This window comes from Pseudolactococcus piscium, assembly GCF_002441695.1.
In the GTDB taxonomy this organism is placed as follows: Bacteria; Bacillota; Bacilli; order Lactobacillales; family Streptococcaceae; genus Pseudolactococcus; species Pseudolactococcus piscium.
On record NZ_JXJW01000010.1, the window covers coordinates 53359 to 73660 of the forward strand.

The following is a 20302-nucleotide window of genomic DNA, read 5'->3' on the forward strand; positions in this document are numbered from 1 at the left end:
TTCAGTCAGACATACTCTAATTTTTTTTCATAAAACATGATATAATATGAACATATTTATTAAACAATTGGAGCATATTATGAGTAAAAAAAGAAGACAGCCGGATCGTAAGAAAAAGCATCCTGTGTTAAAAGTGATTTTAATTCTAGTTGCATTACTTATCATTGCTATTTCAGCAATCGCCTATACACTCTATAAAAATGTTGACACAACATTTTCAAATTCATACACGCGTTTTCCAAAAACAACGCAGGTTGATTTTAAAAATGCACAACCGTTTACAACACTCATCATTGAAACGGGGACAAATAATTCAAAAAACATCGCTTATGCTGCTGTTTTAGCTTCTACAAATAAAGCAACAAAGCAAACGACTTTTATGAATTTCCCAGTTTTTGCAACATTGCCTAATACAAAGACGATCAACGATATCTATAGTAGCGAAGGTACTGTTGGTATTATCCAATCGATCAAAGACTTGATGCATGTTTCAGTTAATAAAGTCATTCAAATTGATATTGATAAAATTGGCTCGCTAATAGAAGCAACAGGTGGCGTATCGATGCAAAATCCCAGAGCCTTCAATGCAGAAGGCTATCAATTCAAGCAAGGCACGATCAGTTTAAAGACCGCTGACCAAGTCCAAGCTTATCTGACACAACTTGGCGATAACGATCTTGATGCATCGATTACACGTATCCAAAATGTCTCGATGGCACTTTACGGCAACGTTCAAAATGGGTTACGTAACACAAAAATCGAAAATATCAATTACTATCGTAACATTCTCCATGCTTTTACAAATATGTCCAAAACAAATGTGACTCTTGACGATGCAAAAACGATTGGCCTGAAATATAATCAAGCACTCATGCATACAAGCAAGCTAAATCTCCATACAACAGATGTAGCTGGTAAAGAAGGTGTATCTCAGGCTGAACTAGATACTGTTAAATCACTTTTTGAGAAATCATTAAAATAAGGGCTCAAAAAACTTATCATGCTAAGTAAGCAGTAAACAGGTCCAGTTTTTAAGTTAAGCAAGGCTGTAAGCACAGTCATAAATCGATAAAATGTGTTGTGTACTCATCCATTTTAGTTGATTCATGGCTTTTTTTGCTGTAAAAAAACGATGATGGAATTGCTTCCCCACCGTAGACCATAGTACCATTTTGCTTGATTACTTACTTCATCACAATGTAGTCTGGCACTGCACGATCATCCTGACTTGCAATAATTGTTTGACCATTTACTGCAAGTTGGCTTGACCCACCACTATCCAGCAACAACATATTTTGGAGATTCAATTTTGATACCGTATTCATAATATTATCGTAACCTGCACCTGTATCACTCATGATCGCATAGAGATTATTATCTTTATCATTCGCAATAAAAATATGAATTTTCCAGTCTACTGAACCATCATTCGGTTGCACTTTGCCATCTCGAATCATCGCTCCCCCGAAATCATAGGCTTGTTGCCCACCATTTTTAATAATGGTAGCAGCAGACGTCCTTGAATCATATATCTGACATGAGCCATCTTTATTGATCACAAAAGCATACTGAATGGTTGTACCTGCGCTCCAATCCTGGATCAACTTGCCATTATTAATTTGGAAGCCTAGAACCTGACCTGTTTGCATGTTAAATGCTGAGGCATTCATAATTAAGGCATTTGGATATTTAGCGATAACTTCAGCCATCTTCATCCGTTGATCAGTAAGATTGGTCACTGTTTTGAGGACTTGAGGATTATTGATCCGATAAATCGTGATCTTATTTGCTGACATGTCTGTAAATTTATCTAATTTTACCTTTGATGGCACTTTGACCCATGCTGCATCTTCGGCATCATCTACCACTTCCATGCTGCCAGCCGCTGCTGGTGCCCCCTTTTGCTCGATATAGCCATTTGAAGCTGACGTTTTACTAGGCTGATCAGCGCTACTTATCCTTGGTTTATCAGCAGACGAAAACTTCCCTTTAAGGACATATGCACCTGCACCAATAGCTATTAAAATAATGATTATTGCCAGGTAAACTGGCCAACTCTTCTTCTTTTTCTTTCTTGTGCGTTCCAACTTAACCTCCACCTATTCTTTAATCAAGACCAAATATATCTCTCGTATAAACCTTTGCTTTAACATCTTCTAGTTCTTTGGCATATCGGTAAATGTTTTAAATTCTTTTGATATCAAATTGATATTTCTATTGATTAATCATATTATTTTTAATCAATATTTGAAAAAAACTTAGTTATTCACGAGAGTCTTTATAAAAATTTTATTCACACAAAATATGAAACTAAATTTTTTATCTGATCTACTTTACTAACTCAATTTGTAAATTTTTGAAAAAATATATATAAACTAATTTTCAATCGACATATTTCCAAGATTAATAGTAACTCAAATCAGTTTCTCTTACTAAATAATCCTAATTACTGCCGACTATTAAAAGAATTTTTAGGATTTTATTTTGTATTATTTATTTTCTAAAGGACCTAATACTTTTCTAATCTTAATTTTTTCCCAAATATATTCAATAAATTCCTTAACATTAAAACGATACTTCAGTGAATCTTTTAGGTAATCACTACAATAGTAGCTAGAGGAATAACTTGAAACTCCTAACATGCTAAGTAAATGGGCTCCATCTTTGCTGAATGATCACTCTTTGAAATACTATTTTTTTGAATTCTTTAATCAACTAAAACGTCAGAGAGGTAAAAAAAATTATACTTATCTGATATTCTCAATGCAAATTCCCAATCTTGGAATCTTGATAGATTTAGTTTAAACTTGTTGTGCTCAAATACTTCTCTTTTAGAAACAATCGTCTGAGTACTTATTATATTGACGTATAGTAAATCTTTAATATTAATCCAGCCTTCCTCACGAAAAATGACTACTTTTTTAATTCCTAAGTCAGCTTTTTCTTCAATCATCTTAATAATTTCAGCTAAAAGCTTGCCTTCTCTCCATAAATCATCACTATCCTGGAATGCAATTATGTCTCCTAAAGACTCTTTAATTCCAATATTACTTGCGTAATTTGCCCCATAATTTTGATGAAGCTTAATAAGTGTTACTCTGCTATCATCTAATTTTTCTACCTCTTCAATAGATTTATCCTTTGAACAGTCATCCACAATTACTAATTCGATATTAAATCGTTTTCCATTCTTTTTGATTTAATACACTACGAATTGCTTCTATGATGGTAGTTTCCCTGTTATATAATGGTATTATTACTGAAACCAAACTATTTTCACTAATCATTCTTTTCTCTCATTTCTATAACTCAGTCAATTATTTTATTCACAATAAAATCAGTTTCCTTTTTGACTACTGCGTTATAATTGGAAATTGCTTTCAATATTCTCTTATTCTTTATTAGTTGAGCTTTTTTTTCAGATTTATCTTGTGCTGCAAAATTGGAACTTCCCTCTTTATGATAAATTTCCAATTCTGGAATATATAATTGAGAAAAATTTAATCTTCTACAAATTAAATTTAAATAATCTTCTTCTGTATAAAGAAATGTGTCAGGATAAAATCCTTTATATGTCTTTAGATATGTTTCAGTAAAAAAAATAGCTGCTCCGTGTAGTCCATTTTTTTGTAAATCTAAATAGACACTTTTACTAGTTATTTTTTTTTCTGGTTTTTTCTTTATAAATAAAGATTTGATACTTTTAATCCTATCCCACATTCTCAAAGGAATAAGGTATAGGTAAATCGTATTCTTAATATAGTATCTTCTTATTTTTTTTATATTTGAAAACGCTTCTCCCATTACATTATAAGGATTTTGGTTATTCAGATCATTTCCGATAATTGATGTTCCAATAAATGCACAGTTATTATCAATAGGCATATTAACCAATTTTTCAAGATATTTTTCATCTTCAATGAAAGTGTCTGCATTTATCGCGAAAATATTAAAAATATTTTTATTTTTCAAATATTTAATACCTGCGTTATTGCCTCTTGCAAAACCAATGTTTCCATCAGTTTTTATGACATTAATATTAGTTCTATCTTTGTATTTTTCTTTTAACTGGTAAAAAGAGTCATTAGGAGAACCATTATCAACTATCACTATTTCATAGTCTTTAAATGACTGATTTGTTAGCGAATCTACGCATCCAAAGACATCCTTATAAACAATATAATTAAGTATAACTATCCCTATTTTCATTTTTTCCTCTCCTAATTAATGAGCAAACAATATAGAACTATATGGATAAATGCCATACCCACTTCCTCCTATTGGCTGATGAAGTGTTGAGTTAATAAAAACGATAATTAAAACTATTATATATAAATAGGTCAATATTCTTTTCGTAGAAACATCTTTTATATACTCAATTGGAGCAAAATATGCAATTGAACAAAACCAGGAAATATACATTCCTATTCTTGCAACAGATTGTCCGCCAGTTCCTTTTAAAAATAGAATTAGAAAATCTAGAATAACAGATGAGAGAAGTAACAAAATTGCTTTGTCATTCTCTTTTTTCAATGTAGAATATATAAAAAAGTAACCGATTAAAAAAACCAACCTATATAGATTATTAATAGATATTCCGGAAGTATAGTTTACTACTGAAAGATTTCCTCCAAAGTATTGACTGTATTTATCAGAAAACAAACCAACTGAATATAAAACTTTAAATAAAATATTTACTGAAGTTAATATTAATATCAGAGAAACAAAATAAAGAGTAAACAATTTACTCAATTTTTTTCCTTTTCCATTGCTCAACCAATACACAAATATTAAAAATAACCCTCCAAACCAGCCACTAGAATGAAAAGTTACAGCCAAAGCAATCAATAGGATTGGCATTTTTATTTTATTAGTTGACATATAATAACTTATTGCTAAAAGTACCAATGAAATAGCAAGTGACTGCCTTAAAAGACATAATGTCAACCCATAAAACAACATTAAATATGTAAAAAGACTTAATACTACACTAGTAGATTTTCTAAAATTTACAAAACTCAAATAAGCTGCAGTATTTGTTATTAAAGAAACGGTAAACAATAAAACGTTGAGATTACTAGTAAACCTAGATACAATGTAATTGATAAAATTATATCCTAATTCAATTCCAGATGAATAATTCATCATTTGCGAAAAATGATTACTATTAGTAGCAATGTAAAAGGTAGACTGACCGTATACTCCAATATCAGTACCTACATTTAAATTCCTAATCCCTGCAAAAATTGCTAAAACTAATATAGACAACATCATAAATAAATAATACAAACTAATATTTTTTAATCTGAAAATTTCTGATATTTTTGAAAAAGTTAAAGCAACGGAAAAACAAATAAAATACGGAAACATTTTTTCTCCTAAACAATGTTTATTTCCTCCAATAAATTGGTAACAACTTATTTAAGCTATCTAAATTTCGATCCTTCTTATCATTGATATTGGCTAAAGCAACATTTTGACTGTTAATAGTTGAAACAAAAAAACCAAATAATCTATCGGAGTATTTTGCTTTAACAACTGAGATTCCAGATGATTGTTCAATTGCTTTTAACCATAAATCATCCGTATATGGGGCATAAGCTTTTATTTTTTTAATATCATACAATTCATTTGGCATACAATTGGGCGGGTATAAAACCCCACCTACGCCATAAGCAATCGAACGCTCATCACCAATTCCATAGAAAAATTTTTGCCGCCATGTCGTTGATGATTGTAAAATCCCCATATTTTGCTTATAATTAACTACTATGCCTGCAGATACACATTGAGGAAACTTTACGTAAGAATTAAATAAAGTTTGAATTAATTTTTTTGAGTATATAGTATCATCATCAACCGTAATAACTATGGCATCTTGAAAATCCTGGAAAGCAAAATAATATTTTTTATGAGAACGAATATCTTTTACGAATCGGATTTCTAATCCTAATTTTAATAATTCACTTAATTCATCTGTAATTAAAAACTCTTCTGAATCCGAATAATACAAAATTATCTTATCAGGCTTAAGAGTTTGCTGCATAAGCCTAGAAATAACAAGATGTATCTGACTTAATCGAGGGGAATATGTTGTAAGAGAAACAATTATTTTTATTTTTCTTTCTCTATCATTCAAAGTGCTACCACTTAAGTTTTGAAATTCTTTGTTTGCAATTCTATTGATTCTTTTTTCTATAAAATTTGGAAAAAAGGTCTGGATTATCCTATGAAAAAAGATACCATGTATAATCCACCTAATTGGCACTGCCAATAATTGAATTTTATTTTTTGTGAAATACAAGACTTATCCTCGATAATCTATTTTTTAATTATAATATTCGGTTTCAATTTTTTTAACCATGGATTCAAGAGAGTATCTAGTCTTAAAACTATTTTTTATTGTTTCTTTAGAAAGACTACCTGCTTCATCAATGAAGTTTTTTATCATTTCGTAATAGTTTTCGTGGTTTGAAATTTCAAATAATTCACCATTTATCCCCGGTATAGTAACTTCGTTGTGCCCCATGACATTTGAAAGTAAAACTGGAACTCCTGCCCTCAAGGCTTCTACAGCAGAGTATCCAAAACTTTCTCCATTAGATGTTGATAAAAAAGCATCAAATCCGGCAACAAGGATCTCTGAATTTTCTTTGTAGCCAAGTAGGTGAAAATTATCAGAAATATCATAACTATCAACTCTGTTTTTAATTTCAGTTTCTAACGAGCCATTCCCAATCCATACAAAGTGTATATTATTATCTACTTGGATTACTTCATGAGCTATTTTTAAGAACAAATCCGGATTCTTCTGATGATTCAATCTAGCTGTATTACCAAATAGATAAACATTATCTGCTATTTCTAATTCTTTTCTTAAATTTTGTTTACTAGGAAAGTTTATATCTGGTAAACCATTGTAAATAACTTCAAATTTATTATCTTTATCAATTTTATAACCAAGAGCAGAATATTTTTCGCCTTTAGATGTATTAAATGTTTTTGTGGTCATATGAATACTGAGTATTTTCTCGATTTCAATAAATATTCTTTTTTTTATTCGAGAAAACTCCGGTGATAAAAACGAATACCAATGTGGCGTATAAAATACTTTTTTTACTTTTCTTCTTTTAGCGGCTAATCTTCCTAAAACTCCTGCTTTAGAACTGTGGCAATGCACAATATCTGGCTTGATTTCCTTTATTAATTTACTCAATTTTAAATATGCTCTTATATCTTGATTGAAATTTAATTCCCTAACAAAACTATTTATTAATACTGGAGTAACCTTTCCAGATAATTGCTTTATTGTTTGTCTAAATATTTCATCAACTTCATCATCATTATAAGCAATCCACACATCAAATATTTCGTAATCAAGGTTAAGCATAAGATCACATAAATGCGTCCTTAAACCACCTTTTCCGCTTTGATTTATCAGTAATAATCTCTCTTTTTTTTTCTTTATCACCCTTTAATACGCGTCCAATCCTTTAATCATTTGTCCAATTGTCAGTGTGAGTAACCTGATGTCATGCCTAGTACTATGGTATTGGAGATAGTAGAGTTCAAGATCTGCTCTATCAGGGAAAAGCACTTTACTTCTGCCATGTGTTGTCCAATACCCTGTTATACCAGGCCGACAGATGAGCAGAAGGGACAGGCGTTGACCATATTCTTTTGCTTCAAATAGGAGTATCGGTCTCGGCCCAACCAATGCCATATCCCCTTTAAGAACATTAATGAATTGTGGCAGTTCATCTATTGAGTATCATCTAATAAACGCACCAATCCTAGTCACTCGGGGATCATTTGCTAATTTATTACCACTAGCATGATACTCTGCTTTAACCTCAGGATGCTGGTCTAGATAGTGCTCCGCATCAACAATCATCGTTCTAAATTTTAATATATGAAAAATCCGGCCATTTTTACCGTACCTTTCTTGCTTATAAAACATAGGACCGCGATCCTTTTTCGAACATACTCGATACGGTATAAAAAGAAACAACACCCCTATCAAAAACAAACATGCCCCGACTAGTCCCCCAATAATATCTAGGCTTCTTTTTATGCCTTTTTCAAGAATTGAAAATTTCTTAAAAGGAACTACTTGTTGTTTGTCTACTAAATTGATGCAGCTTCCGCTAATAGTCTCCATTTCTCACCTTATTCTTTCATAACCCCTTAAAATAATCCGAAAAATTTCTTTGTTTTAATTCGTGTTGGATTATCTAAATAAATTATTTCATTTGACACAACTGATGCTGCATTATCTTTAAAGCATTGTGCTTTTGAAACCCCATATTTTTTTTCAATAATATCGAAGGCCTCTCTCATCTTAAATGCACGAGATGTCACATTATGCGCATCAGATGCAACGAATTGTGTTAACTGGTGTTCTATGATCTGAAAGGTTAAGTTTTGTATCTTTTTCCCAAAATGCCCCGTTACACTTGATGCCGTAATTTGACTTAAGACACCTTGTTCGATAAACTCAAACAGTAAATTAGGATTTTCTATAATGCCACTATTGCGTTCAGGATGGACCAAAATGGGTTGAATCCCTTGCAGTTTCATATTGTAGAAAAGTTCCCCAGCATATCTAGGGACATGATTTGTAGGAAATTCAACCAACATATAAGTTGACGTACCCGCACTTGTCAACAATTTTCCATCTGAAAAATCTTTCAATAAATCACCATATATTCGGACTTCTTGACCTGGTAAAACTTGGATAGGCAACTGATTCTCATCAATGATTGTTTTCACTTCTTTGACTTTAGCCAAAATCAAGGGAGCTTCATTATGATATTCAGGATTAAGATGAGGTGTCGCAGTAATCACTGTGATGCCTTCGTCAATTGCTGACTTAAGCATCGTCAAAGTATCGTCAGCTGTTTTAGCCCCATCATCTATCCCTGGTAAAATATGGCAATGAATATCAATCATGTTTCTCCCCGCATGTCTACTTTACATTGTTTAATTTACGACTAATCAAGATTGACTACTCTACACCATAGTAGTAGTAAGATGCTGAATCATTCGGTTCGGTCCCATGCAGGACAACGCCTAAAATATTTGCATTGACTTGTTCAAGCAATTTTTTGGTCTTGAACAAGTCATCTTTCTTTGTTTGATTAGCATGAACAACAATGACAACGCCACCTAAATAGCTAGTTAATATTTGCGCATCCGTAACCGCAGAAAGAGGGGGTGTATCCACTAAAACAAGATCAAAATGCCCTGTCACAGCATCAAGTAATTGCTTCATTGCATTGGATCCGAGCAGTTCTGAAGGATTAGGCGGAATAGGGCCTGAGGTGATAACTGTCAGGTTCTCAGAAACTCTTGTCCTTTGTAAAACATCTTGAATTGAAGACTGATTCATCAAAACGTTTGTCAGTCCTACTCTATTTTGCACCTTAAATGTTCTATTAACAGTCGGCTTACGAAGATCGCCATCGATGACTAATACTTTTTTACCTTGTTGTGCAAAAGCAACCGCTAAATTAGCAACTGTTGTAGATTTACCCGCAGATGCTTCTGATGAGGTGACTAGAAAACTCTTAATCCCTTGATCTGCCATTTTAAACTCAACTGTGGTACGAATTGTGCGGTATTGTTCAGAAATAGGTGATTGTGGGTTGACACTCGTAATAATAGCTCTATTATTATCTACATCTTTTTGTATTTTTGACATGCTAAACTCCTACCTACTTCTTCTTTTTACTGGTCGTTGTGCATCATGCTCACTTCGTGAACTTGTTGGCACTTCATTTTTTTCTACTTTATTGATACTCTTTACAAAATCACTTTTTTGAGCATATGTTGTCACACCGAGCACTGATAAGCCAAGAGATTCAATATCTGCTTCACTATTAATTTTGTTATCAAAGACTTCCTTAAGGAAAGCGATACCGACACCTAAAATCAACCCAACAACAACAGATATTGCTAAATAAAGTTTTGGTTTAGGGCTAACAGGTCTGGTCTGCGCTTTAGCTTTAGATAAAACATTAACATTGGTCACATTCAACAGCGTTGCTGCATCACTACTGAATATTTTTGCTGTTTCATCCGCAATTTTTTTGGCGATATAAGGATCACCATACTTAACGGTCAGTATGATAACCTGTGAGTTTGTTTGGTTTGATGCGGAAACTTTCTTTTGAAAAGCGTCGTTAGGCAAGTTTAAATTACGTTGTACTTTATCCAGAATGACTGGGCTTACGATCACTTGATTGATCGTATTTGCCATCTGGATATTGCCATTAACTTGTCCAGCATATTCAGCTGAATTCTCAGAATTTGGTAACTTAACAACTAATTGAGTTGTGGCTGTATATATAGGTCTAGCTATAAAAAATATATAAATACAACCTATTACTGTAACGACTAGCGTACTTAATAGGATCAAACCTAATCGTTGTCGAATCAGTTTAATGATACTTCTTAAATCAATTGTTTGTTCGTGTGTCTCCTGCATGTCATCTCCAATAATTCATACTTAATTTTTTTAAATTTACTTAGCTGTAAGAACATTTAATTCCAATAGCATCGTCACTTTAGCAATTTTCAAAGTAACTACTAAATTAATTACCATAGTTACTTTATTGATTGCAATTCAGCAATGTCCATATATTCCTAAAAACAGCTAATCAACTAGAACAAAAAACTAAATGTCATACGTTTAACATCCCCTATAAATCAAGATAAACTTATGCCTTAAATTTAAAAAGAATGCGCAACTTCATCACAAATAGCTTCATTAGGTTTATTTTTAACTGCATAACTAGCATAAAAACTTATTTTTTTAACATTATATTATGCTATCATTAAAAAATCTACAGCAAACCAATTATAGCTTATTTCTAGCGCCTTTTCAACCTAGTATTAAGATTTAATTAAAATGATTTAATATTGTACATACCCACTTCTTGACTTGGGGCCTAATAATCGTACTGTTTTTTTGATGACTTGATGCCGATTATCAAACGCATTTTAGTGATCTCCCACTGTTTATTGACAGCACAAAAAAAGCGCAGGAAATAATTCCCACGCTTTTTTTCTATAGCCGTTTGCTTATTTAACTTCTTTAAAAATAACATTACTTAAATTTTAGCCTTCAAAGCTCTTGCTATATAAGGGCTTTTCGTTTTTTGTTTACTAAAGTATAAAAAGGTAGTCATAAAGGTAGTCATATAAAAATTTCCAAGCTCTAGTATATTTTATTCTACTATTTGGAAAAGATAGCTAATGATGTGTCTGTTTTATGCTGATAGAGATTCCATTTTTTTGACGAACAAATTAACTGTTTCTGTTTTCTTTTTAGGTGCTAATTCAGCATACAAATCCATTGTTGTCATAATAGATTTATGTCCCAAGCGAACTTGTAGCTCTTTCCAGTTCGCACCTGCATTTAACAGTAATGACGCATGAGTATGGCGGAATAAGTGAAAACCGTATTCCGTTAATCCAGCTAGTTTAAGTCTTTTTCCTAAAGTCTTTCTTTCATTTCTATCAGTCATAAAATTGCCATGAATAGTCGGAAATATCAAATCTGATTTTGGTAACTCATGTTTATCGAAGTAATTAGTCGTTTCATCGTACCATTCTCTAAGATTCTTTATAATTTCGTTTGGTACAGCCACTTCTCTATTTCCTGCATCTGTTTTGGGCGTAGGTTTACAAATCATTCTACCTTTCGTCCCAGTTTTTTTATTGGCATTTTTCCACATCAACGTCTTACTCACTGATATTTCAGACAAGTCACTATCAAGATCAGCAATCGTTAAAGCAAGCAGCTCATTAATTCTCAAACCTGATGCTAACAAAGTGTCACATATCAATTTAAAACGATTATTAGCACGATTATTAGGCAAGGTAGCTAAAAATTTTATCCAAGTACTTAGTTCATCATCATGTAAAACTTTTATCCGCTTTTTATTGCTTTTTGGTCGTGGTGGTATTTTTATTGTTGAAACTGGATTTTTTTCAAGTCTAAAATTGGTGATCCCAAAATCAAAAATATCTGATAACTTGTGAATGACAGCTCCAAAATCTTGTGCCTTCCCTTTTTTAGCGCTTAGTTCTAAATCAATAGATTCTCTTGCATTTTTAGCAAGAAAATCAACCCAGATTTGAATATCTGACGGTTCGATCTGACTCGGAATATAATCTCCAAATTTTGGAATGATGTAAGTATAAACATACCCCCTAACTCGGTTAATTGTATTTTCTGATGAAACTAAATTTTGATAACTTTCAAACCATACTTCTGCCAATTCAGAAAAGTTGTTTATTTGAATGTTCTCTTTTCTAGTTGAACCATTTTCTTCAAAATTTAACCTTGCATTTACGAGTTCTCTATCAAGTCCTTTAAGGGTTCGAGAAGTTATTGTACTTGTAATCTTTTTACCAGTCTTCGAATCAATCCCAATGTATGCGCCTTTTATTGTGTAACTAATTGATCCATTATTTTTTGTCTTTTTTAAAACTTTTTTTCCTTTATGGATAATGGTTTCAGTGTTCATATTGCCTCTTCCGGATTTAGCGTTTCGAAAGTGGCTAAAATAAGTATTCTCCTTTTATCTAGATACTTCTATTCTACCACTTTTATCTTTAATTTTCTAAAAAAAGAATAACATCACTCACTTTATAATATACTGTTCTAGTTCCTTCTATTGGTGGCTCTAATCGTTTTAAACCTTTTAACTCCCAACTTTTTAATGTGTTAAGTGCAATATTTAATTGCTCTAAGAGCTCTTTTTGAGTCAAGATTCCTAGAGACGGTTTTGAATCTCTCTTATCAATAATTAAATCAATCAATATTGATAACTGTTTCTCAATATTTGCAATTAAAAACTTTTCATTAAATTTTTCTATTTTTGTATTATCCATATTTGCCTCCCCTTTTATCCCCAATTTTTTTATTCCTCACTATTCTTCGTCAATCGTGGCAATTGTTTCGTCGTAGCAGCACTTATACCATTCTCTGATTTCAGCATGACAAACTGTACAAGTCATTGAATAAACTCTAAATTCATCTACATCATCAAAAATTTGATCATCAAACTCAGTACTCTCACAATTTGGACAAACACCTTCTCTATGACCTAAAATTTCTCTACTCATTTAACTTACCTTTCAATTTTTTCATAGTCATCATCTTCTTTGAAAGTAGCTATTGAATTGATATAAACCTTTTTATAACGTTCCTCAACTTTTGCACCACAATTAAGACATTGACTTACATACTTTTGAAATTTATCATACTCACCATAGCTGTCATAAAATTCTAGATCGCTGCTTAAACATCTTGGACAGTGATTTTTTGTTTTTTTTACAATTTTTGTCATATGTACCACTCCTATCCGAAAAATGTACGAATTGTTTCTTTCGCAATTTCTATGAATTCATCCAAATTTTCATCTAAATACTCCATATACTCATCCGATGCAAACTCTCTGATGCAAATTTCAGAGTATAAGATATTCTCAACATAATTTTCTATAGAGGTAAATTCTGAACCATCATACCAACTCGTATCTACATTGATAGATTCGCCTGAAGGAATGTTATTCCAGTAATCATAAGCCGCCTTCAAACCATAGGCATCCACATAGTTTTGAACATTATGCTCAAATTCTTCCGCGTATGCTTCACCGTCCGATATATAGTCCAGAAAACTTCTATCTATTAAATTATTAACTGTTGCTACAAGGTGACGTTTGAATCTACTTATTTCTTCTTGACTTAATTTTGATATCAAAAATCTTCCTCAAAATCTTTCAAAAGCACTCTAAAGAGACTTTCAAAAATCGGTACAGGAATACTATTGCCAGCCTGTTTATAAAGCTGAGTTTTACTTGACACTTTAGCTGCAGCTTCAAAATCATCTGTAGAGTACCCTTGTAATAACCAACACTCTTTTTCAGTCAGTACCCTATATTTTCCATTACCTAGATCAATCACGCCGCTATTAGGGACACGATCTTGACTTGTTGTAATCGTGTAAACCTTGTCATCAATAATTTTCAGGTAACCTTTGAATTTCTTTTTATCCGAAGGTGACCCGATTCGATCAAGCATACTTGGCGCTTTAATCGTGTATTTTTCATCTACATCTTTTTCTATGAAATTTGAAAGTGGACGCATAGGTAATCGTTCCAGTGAGTTGAAATCAAACGCCTTACCATTTAGGATAGAGATCGTAAAAACACGCTCACGTTGTTGTGGTAGTCCAAAATCCAGTGCATTTAAAACCGCATAAGAATTGGTATAACCCAAACTCTCCATTTCTCGTAGGTACTTGTTGAAATTCTCATTCATACTTTTAAATAGGACAGCTTTGACATTTTCCCAGATCACAATTTTAGGCTGCCATTTACCGAAATTCTCAATGATTTTCAGCGTTTCCCACATTAAACTTGATCTGGTCCCACTCCCCGCATCCGCGCCTAGATGCCGTCCGGCAATTGAGATGTCTTGACAAGGTGAGCCGTGTATCAAAATGTCAGGTTTCAACTCCCAATCAATGACCGACTGTGTTTTATATTTTAAGTCTGAGGCAAAAATGGCATTATAAGATGCAACTGCTTTCGCATCAATTTCGACATAATCTATTGATTTAATATCAATGCCAAGATTGCGTAGCGCAACTCTCGGACTACCAATCCCACCAAAAAGTTCTAAAATTTTTATTGTCATATTATCTGCTTTCTTTTTGCATTATTTATCCAATATATTCTACCCAGCATCCATCTAAGAATTTACCTTGTGATGACAATGCTATATCCCTGCCAAGAGATTTATAATCAATATACGATTCAATGGTATTCCCTAGATAAGTTCGGGGAAATTCTATGTCAAGATCTTCAATGTAAGCCTGCCCCAAATCGTACTCATTTTCAATATCTGAATTGATCATAAAGTTTTCACAGTTCTCAATCAAATCTGGTACTGAGCCGCTAAAATAATCAAGTAGTTCACTCATGTTATTCCAGACGACATCTGGGATTTCTGTTTCTTCAATCAATTCCGCAATCTCATTTAATGTACCAATATCGTCATATTCACTAATCTTAAACGGGGCTTCATAATCATGAATCGCCCATTCTTCATACCTCTCATTCAATCCGATTTTCTTGCGAATTTCAGACATTTCAGTTGGCAATGTAAACCATGCCCCTTGAAGAATCCCCTCGTTATATTTTCCAAGATTTGAAACCCAAATATTTATTTCTTGGCTCATTCATTACTCCTTATTAATTCTCAGTATTCAAACATTACTTATTGAAGGTCAATAAATAATCTCCTGATAAATTATCAACTGATCCCAACGGCGATTGCCCAAAAGACTGTTGAACAAGTAAACCTTGAATCTGTTGACCCGCAGCGACATCAATTGTCCGCGTCTCTCCCACCGAATAGCTTTGGATATCAACCACTTCCGAACCCACGTTTGTGACTTGTGGCACACCACCTGTGATTCTAATTGTTGCTGTACCATTATTATGGACTGTCACAATCAGCTGTCCCGTTTGAATCCCTTCAGCCTGACGACCATAGCTAGGAATAGATAAAATATCCTTAAAATAATAATCAAAAGTAGTCACATTACCATCCTGGCTATTAAATGTGAGTGAGGTAACCTCATTTGCGGATGGTAAGCCGTCGTGATATAACGGACTACCAGTTGTGCCACAGCGATTAACAACCTCTGCACTAACACTTATAATCGGTGCACTTGTGGTGACAACATTTTCAACAGTTGTATCTTTGTCGATAACGGTGGAGGCAGGCTCTGATTGAGAAGTTACCTCGATTTCTGAGTTTAAAGTTTCACCCATTTCAATCATTTTCTGGCTTTCAGTTTCAGATGCGACAACTTGCTTTTTCGATAGTTGAGACCATCTCAACACTGTCTTTTCATCACTTTGACTTTGAAATTTTTTAGTATTTTCTCCCCCGCTAATCTGTGCTAGGATCAAGAAACCAACACCAAACAAAAACACAACACTACTCACAAAATATCGTTGAGTAATTGTTGTGCTACTAATTCTCTTAATCATACTAATCATTATTTGCTTAATATTTTTCATTTCTCACCTCTTTCAAGTTCCTCCAAATAGCGTTCCTTGATATTTTCCAATGCCAACTCAATTTCTTCTTGATGATCCAATACTGCATGATTCGCAATCATTAGACTATCTAAATTATATTTTCCCAGTTGACTACTCTCGATTAATGTTAAATCCTCTTCGTATAGAAAAGTATCAATCCCCACCATATTTGAGTAAATATTACCAATGTTGACGACAATAAAAGGGCGCTTTTTAATCGCTACCCCAATCGTCACATTTTCTATTTTTTTGACTCGATATTCACGCTCAATCTCAAAAGAGGTCGCAACGAGTGTATTAAATTCATCTGCCATTTTACCTCACTTCACTAATACTTATAACCTTGTACTTCTAATGATTTAAGCAATTTACTTTCTTCTGCCTGTAAATAGTCAACACACGCATTGAATTTAGATACGAAATTTTTAACGAAAGTGCTAGTATAATCAATATCACCTAAAGACTCTTTTTCTACCACTTCATAAACACAATCATAAATCGTTATTTCATCTACGGAACAACCTAATAATCCCCAATATCCTAAAGCACCATCGTTATCGCTATGTTCAAAAGCAACACCCAACAATCCAATATCATAATCACTTGCTAAGGAAAACAGTTTTTCTGCGACCTCCTCTTGAAGTTTTTCGGGTACGCCCATTTCATCCATGGTGTCATAAGTCCATAAATAGGAATCTTCATTTAGCTGATCGTAAATCAGACTTGCTATTTTTTTAATGTCATTTTCTAGTGTCATCGTTATATCCTCACTTACCTTCCACAAACCAAAATTTTTTAGCCTCATCATCTGAAAACACGCGATAAGAAACAGTTAGTGGTGCTACTCCAACTACATTCATCTCCGAGACTAAGACAGTCCCATCATCTTTAACCGCCTCCACAAAGGCCACGTGCCCATAAGCAACATCTGCACCTGCTTGCCCTGGTAAAAAACTAAGCGCTGTCTGTGCTTTGGGTTCATGCGAAACCGTGTATCCTGATTTACCTGACCATGCGCCGCCATTACCCATATATGAATCAAATTTTACACCGACTTGATAAGCGCGATTATAAACATACCAAGTGCACTGCCCCTCAGGATAAGCATTTGAACCCTCATAGGCTTTGCCATTATAAGGTGTATCAATCTCCCAACCACTAGGGATTTTCGTTGACATGACACCAGCAATATCTTTATCATCGCCCTCAAAGCCAACATAATCTTTAAGCAGGTCATACCATTTTTGAGCATTGTCTTGAAGCTCATCAGCCTTTGTCTGACCGTCACTTAAAGCAACACCCTCATAATAGAGTGACCAGTCTAAACTGGCTTGTCTAGGGTCTTCTGACACGCTAACAAGGTCTTTAGTTTTCCTGTATGATCCGTTTAACTCGCTAGACACAAGTTTCAACTCAACTTCCATTGACAAGGTTCTAGATTCAGCTTGCGCCCACCTATTACCGTTAATGTTGTTTGACCAACCCGACCATTGGAAAATTCCTGCAACACCACCTGAATCATTGACCGCTTCAGGATCAAATCCTGATTCACGTTCTGCGACAGCTAATGCACCAGATGTGCCTTGAAGTGTGAAACGTTCCTTAGACAACAAATGACTAGCAATATCTATGATATTTTGTGCCTTTTCCTCTGAGACTTTGGCTTTAGTTGCGAGGTCTTTTGCGGTAAGATTTAAGCCTCCTGCGCTGCTTGAAAAGCCCTCACTATCACCACTAGCACTGCCACCCACAATCATGACAAGAAAAAGAATGAACGCTAAGAAAGCAAGGGATAGGATTGCTAACCTTCTTTTGATTTTTTTCATAACACCTTACCAACCTTGCTCTTGATTTTATTTTTTCGCTCAACCTCAATACCGCTTGGTAATTTATCCTGTGTTGGTTTAGATTTTTTCTTATCTTTGAGACTTGTATCAACCTTTTTCGTTACTTTTCGAGGTTGGTAACTTTCAGATAGTGGTTTACTCTGTTTGGCTGATCTAGCCCGATCTCGTAATTTTGCACCCTGAGCTTCCTGTTTGTAGCGCTCTTGAACTTTTTGATAGTTCTCCCGTGGTTGCGTTTTAGTCGTCCCCTTCTCACGAATAATCCCTTTTTTCATTTGTTCCTGACGATTCTTTTCTTGACGTTCTTTTTGACGCTGTGCCATAAAGTCAGCCTTTCTCTGGTTTTTCAGGACTTCCTCTTTTTTATCAGGATTTTTCAACAATTCGTCACGATGATTAGCGTAAACTTCTTTAAGTGCTTGTTTGCGCTTATCTTTATTTTTCAAGCTATCTTTATTTTTTCGCTCTTTGGCATTAAAAGTCATCTCATCTTTATTACCACCAGTTTTGACAAAATCTTTTGCTTTGTAAAAACCGGCTTTTGTTTTTTGACCCGCTTTTTTAGCAACTTGATAACTATTTTTAGCGCCTGCACCAGTTCGCTTAAACATCTTACTTGCTTGTTCTCGCTTAGCCGTTGACTTTCCTTTAAAACCGCGATTACCGGACTTAGGTTTAAGACTTCTCGCAACACCCCGTACACTCGCCTGACCTTTTTTGAGAAAGCCAAAAATATGGTGTCGCATTTTATAGATGATCGTCCAGATGACAATTTGCACAACAACTGTCAAGAAATAACCCAAATTCATACTATTTGTACCGGATTCAATTCGACCATTGACATAAAGTAGTATTTGAGTCCCCAGTAAACCGGCTGACCCGAGTGCTGTAAAGACACCAAGGGTTTTTAGAAAATTACTCAAAACGTGTGAAAACTTAGGGATCAAAACAAGGATCAAGATAATCACTAAAAATGCTAACAAAAGGATCACAAAGTAATTCATCGCATAGCTCATAATCAAGATTCCCTCAATTAAGACAGTCAGTACAATTCCTTTAAATGCTGCTGCAATCGCCACAAGAAATTTACCACCAACTGAGACAAAGCTCAACCGACTTTCAGCCTCGTGTTTTTTCTTGAACTCCTCAACTTTAGATGGCTTGCCTTTAGTTGCTAGTAACTCCGTGTTGAGAATATCTTGGTTTCCCTTGATACTCCCAGTTTTGAAATTCATCTCCTCAAAAGGTTTCTTGATGACGGCATCAAACATTCCCGCTTTCAAAGTTTCTACTGAATTTGCGGTCAGATTATTTTTCTCGTCCACCGTAATTTGTGAGCCATTGACTGACAAGTTGTTGATGACTCTAGAGGTAAATTCATCTGTCACCTTTTTTACGGTAGCTATGCCGCCTGCCATGACTGTCGTAGGCTGTCCGTCTAATGTGATATTAGCGTAGAGAATCGCGCCCGCAAAGAAAGGCATGAGGTACTTACCCGCACTCATGAGCGCACGTCCCGTACTACCAGTTTTAATAAACTTTTTAAAGAAGATAAAACTGGTAAAGAAGATTAAATAAGGATAGGCAATATCTAGCACCTTATCAAAGACATCTTTGGAAGTTGTCACAACGCCATTAACTTGTCCCATTGCAGATTGACTACTGATCAAGGTCAGCGTCTTAGCCACAATGAAATAAAGCAATTTTGGGATAAAAAAAATCGCTTGGACGATTGCGTTGATAATTTTGGGGAAAATATCCTTTGTGCTGAAAAAGCCGTCCTCAATATACATATAGGATGTATAGACTGACAAATCGCTAATATCATCAGCTTTTATAGCTTTGGCGTACATGACTTGCGCCTCCGCATAGGCTTTGGCATTATCAATCGCATCAGCTAGTTGTCGCTTATAATTGTCTAGCTGACCTTGTAGTCTATCTCTTGCCGTCCCTTTAGGTAATTTATTGATCTCAGCTTGCACGATTTCAATTTGCCCTCTCAGCTGATCTTCACTAGGATTATCCGCAGTCGCTACTTGATTAAAGAGATTACCCAAGACAGTCATTTGAGTTTCTGCCATCTCAGACTCTTTTTCATGCGCAGCCACCTCTTTCATCACTTCTTCATAGGTCGCTATTCGGGTATCATAATGATCACCTGAGATATTATACTTGTACGCATAATAACCTTTTTCTTTATCAATCAGTTCCCAGCGATTTAAACCTGTATCAATGGATTGAGGATAATCTTGTGCCAAAGCAGTCATAGAAAACGATAAAGAAATAGCGAGTACGATGATAATCTTTGCGATTATTTTTTTCATATCT

At 34.2% G+C, this 20302-nt stretch carries 23 protein-coding genes and 1 pseudogene; 1 reads left to right on the forward strand and 23 read right to left on the reverse strand.

What is annotated here, in order from left to right; all coding sequences use genetic code 11:
• Positions 1-79 precede the first annotated feature (79 nt).
• Entirely contained in the window at positions 80-982 is a 903-nt protein-coding gene (locus RU86_RS05985) for an LCP family glycopolymer transferase (RefSeq protein WP_096814510.1), read from the forward strand.
• Positions 983-1184: 202 nt separating this feature from the next.
• Here the strand turns inward: RU86_RS05985 and RU86_RS05990 are convergent, their stop codons facing one another.
• The 23 genes and pseudogenes from RU86_RS05990 to RU86_RS06095 form a co-directional block, all read right to left on the reverse strand.
• Positions 1185-2087: a phosphodiester glycosidase family protein gene (locus tag RU86_RS05990; protein WP_096814511.1), complete on the reverse strand. Its 903-nt coding sequence runs from the start codon at positions 2085-2087 to the stop codon at positions 1185-1187.
• A gap of 620 nt (positions 2088-2707) precedes the next feature.
• Complete coding sequence (locus tag RU86_RS05995) at positions 2708-3199, reverse strand: glycosyltransferase (protein WP_096814512.1); 492 nt, start codon at positions 3197-3199, stop codon at positions 2708-2710.
• Entirely contained in the window at positions 3174-3287 is a 114-nt protein-coding gene (locus RU86_RS12495) for a glycosyltransferase (protein ID WP_143468096.1), read from the reverse strand. Before RU86_RS12495 ends, RU86_RS05995 begins: the two co-directional genes overlap by 26 nt.
• 22 nt (positions 3288-3309) lie before the next feature.
• Complete coding sequence (locus RU86_RS06000) at positions 3310-4209, reverse strand: glycosyltransferase family 2 protein (protein ID WP_096814513.1); 900 nt, start codon at positions 4207-4209, stop codon at positions 3310-3312.
• A gap of 15 nt (positions 4210-4224) precedes the next feature.
• Complete coding sequence (locus tag RU86_RS06005) at positions 4225-5370, reverse strand: EpsG family protein (protein WP_096814514.1); 1146 nt, start codon at positions 5368-5370, stop codon at positions 4225-4227.
• Positions 5371-5389: 19 nt separating this feature from the next.
• Positions 5390-6304: a hypothetical protein gene (locus tag RU86_RS06010; protein WP_096814515.1), complete on the reverse strand. Its 915-nt coding sequence runs from the start codon at positions 6302-6304 to the stop codon at positions 5390-5392.
• Between the two features lie 24 nt (positions 6305-6328).
• Positions 6329-7471 (reverse strand): glycosyltransferase, encoded by a 1143-nt coding sequence (locus tag RU86_RS06015; RefSeq protein ID WP_245810486.1) that lies wholly within the window; start codon positions 7469-7471, stop codon positions 6329-6331.
• Positions 7472-7474: 3 nt separating this feature from the next.
• Positions 7475-8161: pseudogene (locus RU86_RS06020) on the reverse strand (sugar transferase).
• Between the two features lie 26 nt (positions 8162-8187).
• A complete protein-coding gene (locus tag RU86_RS06025; protein WP_096814517.1) occupies positions 8188-8952 on the reverse strand; it encodes a tyrosine-protein phosphatase in 765 nt (254 codons plus the stop codon).
• Positions 8953-9007: 55 nt separating this feature from the next.
• Complete coding sequence (locus tag RU86_RS06030) at positions 9008-9703, reverse strand: polysaccharide biosynthesis tyrosine autokinase (protein ID WP_096814518.1); 696 nt, start codon at positions 9701-9703, stop codon at positions 9008-9010.
• 9 nt (positions 9704-9712) lie between these two features.
• Positions 9713-10489 carry a Wzz/FepE/Etk N-terminal domain-containing protein gene (locus RU86_RS06035; RefSeq protein WP_096814519.1) on the reverse strand — a complete coding sequence of 259 codons (777 nt, stop codon included), beginning with the start codon at positions 10487-10489 and terminating at the stop codon, positions 9713-9715.
• A 784-nt stretch (positions 10490-11273) separates the two neighbouring features.
• Positions 11274-12536, reverse strand: coding sequence for a tyrosine-type recombinase/integrase (locus RU86_RS06040; protein ID WP_096814520.1), 1263 nt, complete (start codon positions 12534-12536; stop codon positions 11274-11276).
• Between the two features lie 88 nt (positions 12537-12624).
• Positions 12625-12903, reverse strand: coding sequence for a hypothetical protein (locus RU86_RS06045; protein WP_096814521.1), 279 nt, complete (start codon positions 12901-12903; stop codon positions 12625-12627).
• A gap of 39 nt (positions 12904-12942) precedes the next feature.
• Complete coding sequence (locus RU86_RS06050) at positions 12943-13137, reverse strand: hypothetical protein (RefSeq protein WP_096814522.1); 195 nt, start codon at positions 13135-13137, stop codon at positions 12943-12945.
• A 5-nt stretch (positions 13138-13142) separates the two neighbouring features.
• Positions 13143-13361 (reverse strand): hypothetical protein, encoded by a 219-nt coding sequence (locus RU86_RS06055; protein WP_096814523.1) that lies wholly within the window; start codon positions 13359-13361, stop codon positions 13143-13145.
• Positions 13362-13372: 11 nt separating this feature from the next.
• Positions 13373-13774: a hypothetical protein gene (locus RU86_RS06060; protein WP_096814524.1), complete on the reverse strand. Its 402-nt coding sequence runs from the start codon at positions 13772-13774 to the stop codon at positions 13373-13375.
• A complete protein-coding gene (locus tag RU86_RS06065) occupies positions 13771-14712 on the reverse strand; it encodes a DNA cytosine methyltransferase (RefSeq protein ID WP_096814525.1) in 942 nt (313 codons plus the stop codon). The genes RU86_RS06060 and RU86_RS06065 overlap by 4 nt, the downstream gene beginning before the upstream one ends.
• A 25-nt stretch (positions 14713-14737) precedes the next feature.
• The gene (locus tag RU86_RS06070) at positions 14738-15256 is read right to left on the reverse strand and encodes an antirestriction protein ArdA (RefSeq protein WP_096814526.1); all 519 of its coding nucleotides are present in this window, start codon (positions 15254-15256) and stop codon (positions 14738-14740) included.
• Positions 15257-15290: 34 nt separating this feature from the next.
• Entirely contained in the window at positions 15291-16106 is an 816-nt protein-coding gene (locus RU86_RS06075; protein WP_096814527.1) for a hypothetical protein, read from the reverse strand.
• Positions 16103-16441, reverse strand: coding sequence for a hypothetical protein (locus RU86_RS06080; RefSeq protein WP_096814528.1), 339 nt, complete (start codon positions 16439-16441; stop codon positions 16103-16105). The genes RU86_RS06075 and RU86_RS06080 overlap by 4 nt, the downstream gene beginning before the upstream one ends.
• Positions 16442-16455: 14 nt before the next feature.
• The gene (locus RU86_RS06085; RefSeq protein WP_096814529.1) at positions 16456-16884 is read right to left on the reverse strand and encodes a hypothetical protein; all 429 of its coding nucleotides are present in this window, start codon (positions 16882-16884) and stop codon (positions 16456-16458) included.
• A 10-nt stretch (positions 16885-16894) separates the two neighbouring features.
• Positions 16895-17953 carry a phage tail tip lysozyme gene (locus RU86_RS06090; protein ID WP_096814530.1) on the reverse strand — a complete coding sequence of 353 codons (1059 nt, stop codon included), beginning with the start codon at positions 17951-17953 and terminating at the stop codon, positions 16895-16897.
• On the reverse strand, positions 17950-20298 hold the full coding sequence (locus RU86_RS06095) for a hypothetical protein (protein WP_096814531.1): 2349 nt from the start codon (positions 20296-20298) through the stop codon (positions 17950-17952). Before RU86_RS06095 ends, RU86_RS06090 begins: the two co-directional genes overlap by 4 nt.
• Positions 20299-20302 lie beyond the last annotated feature (4 nt).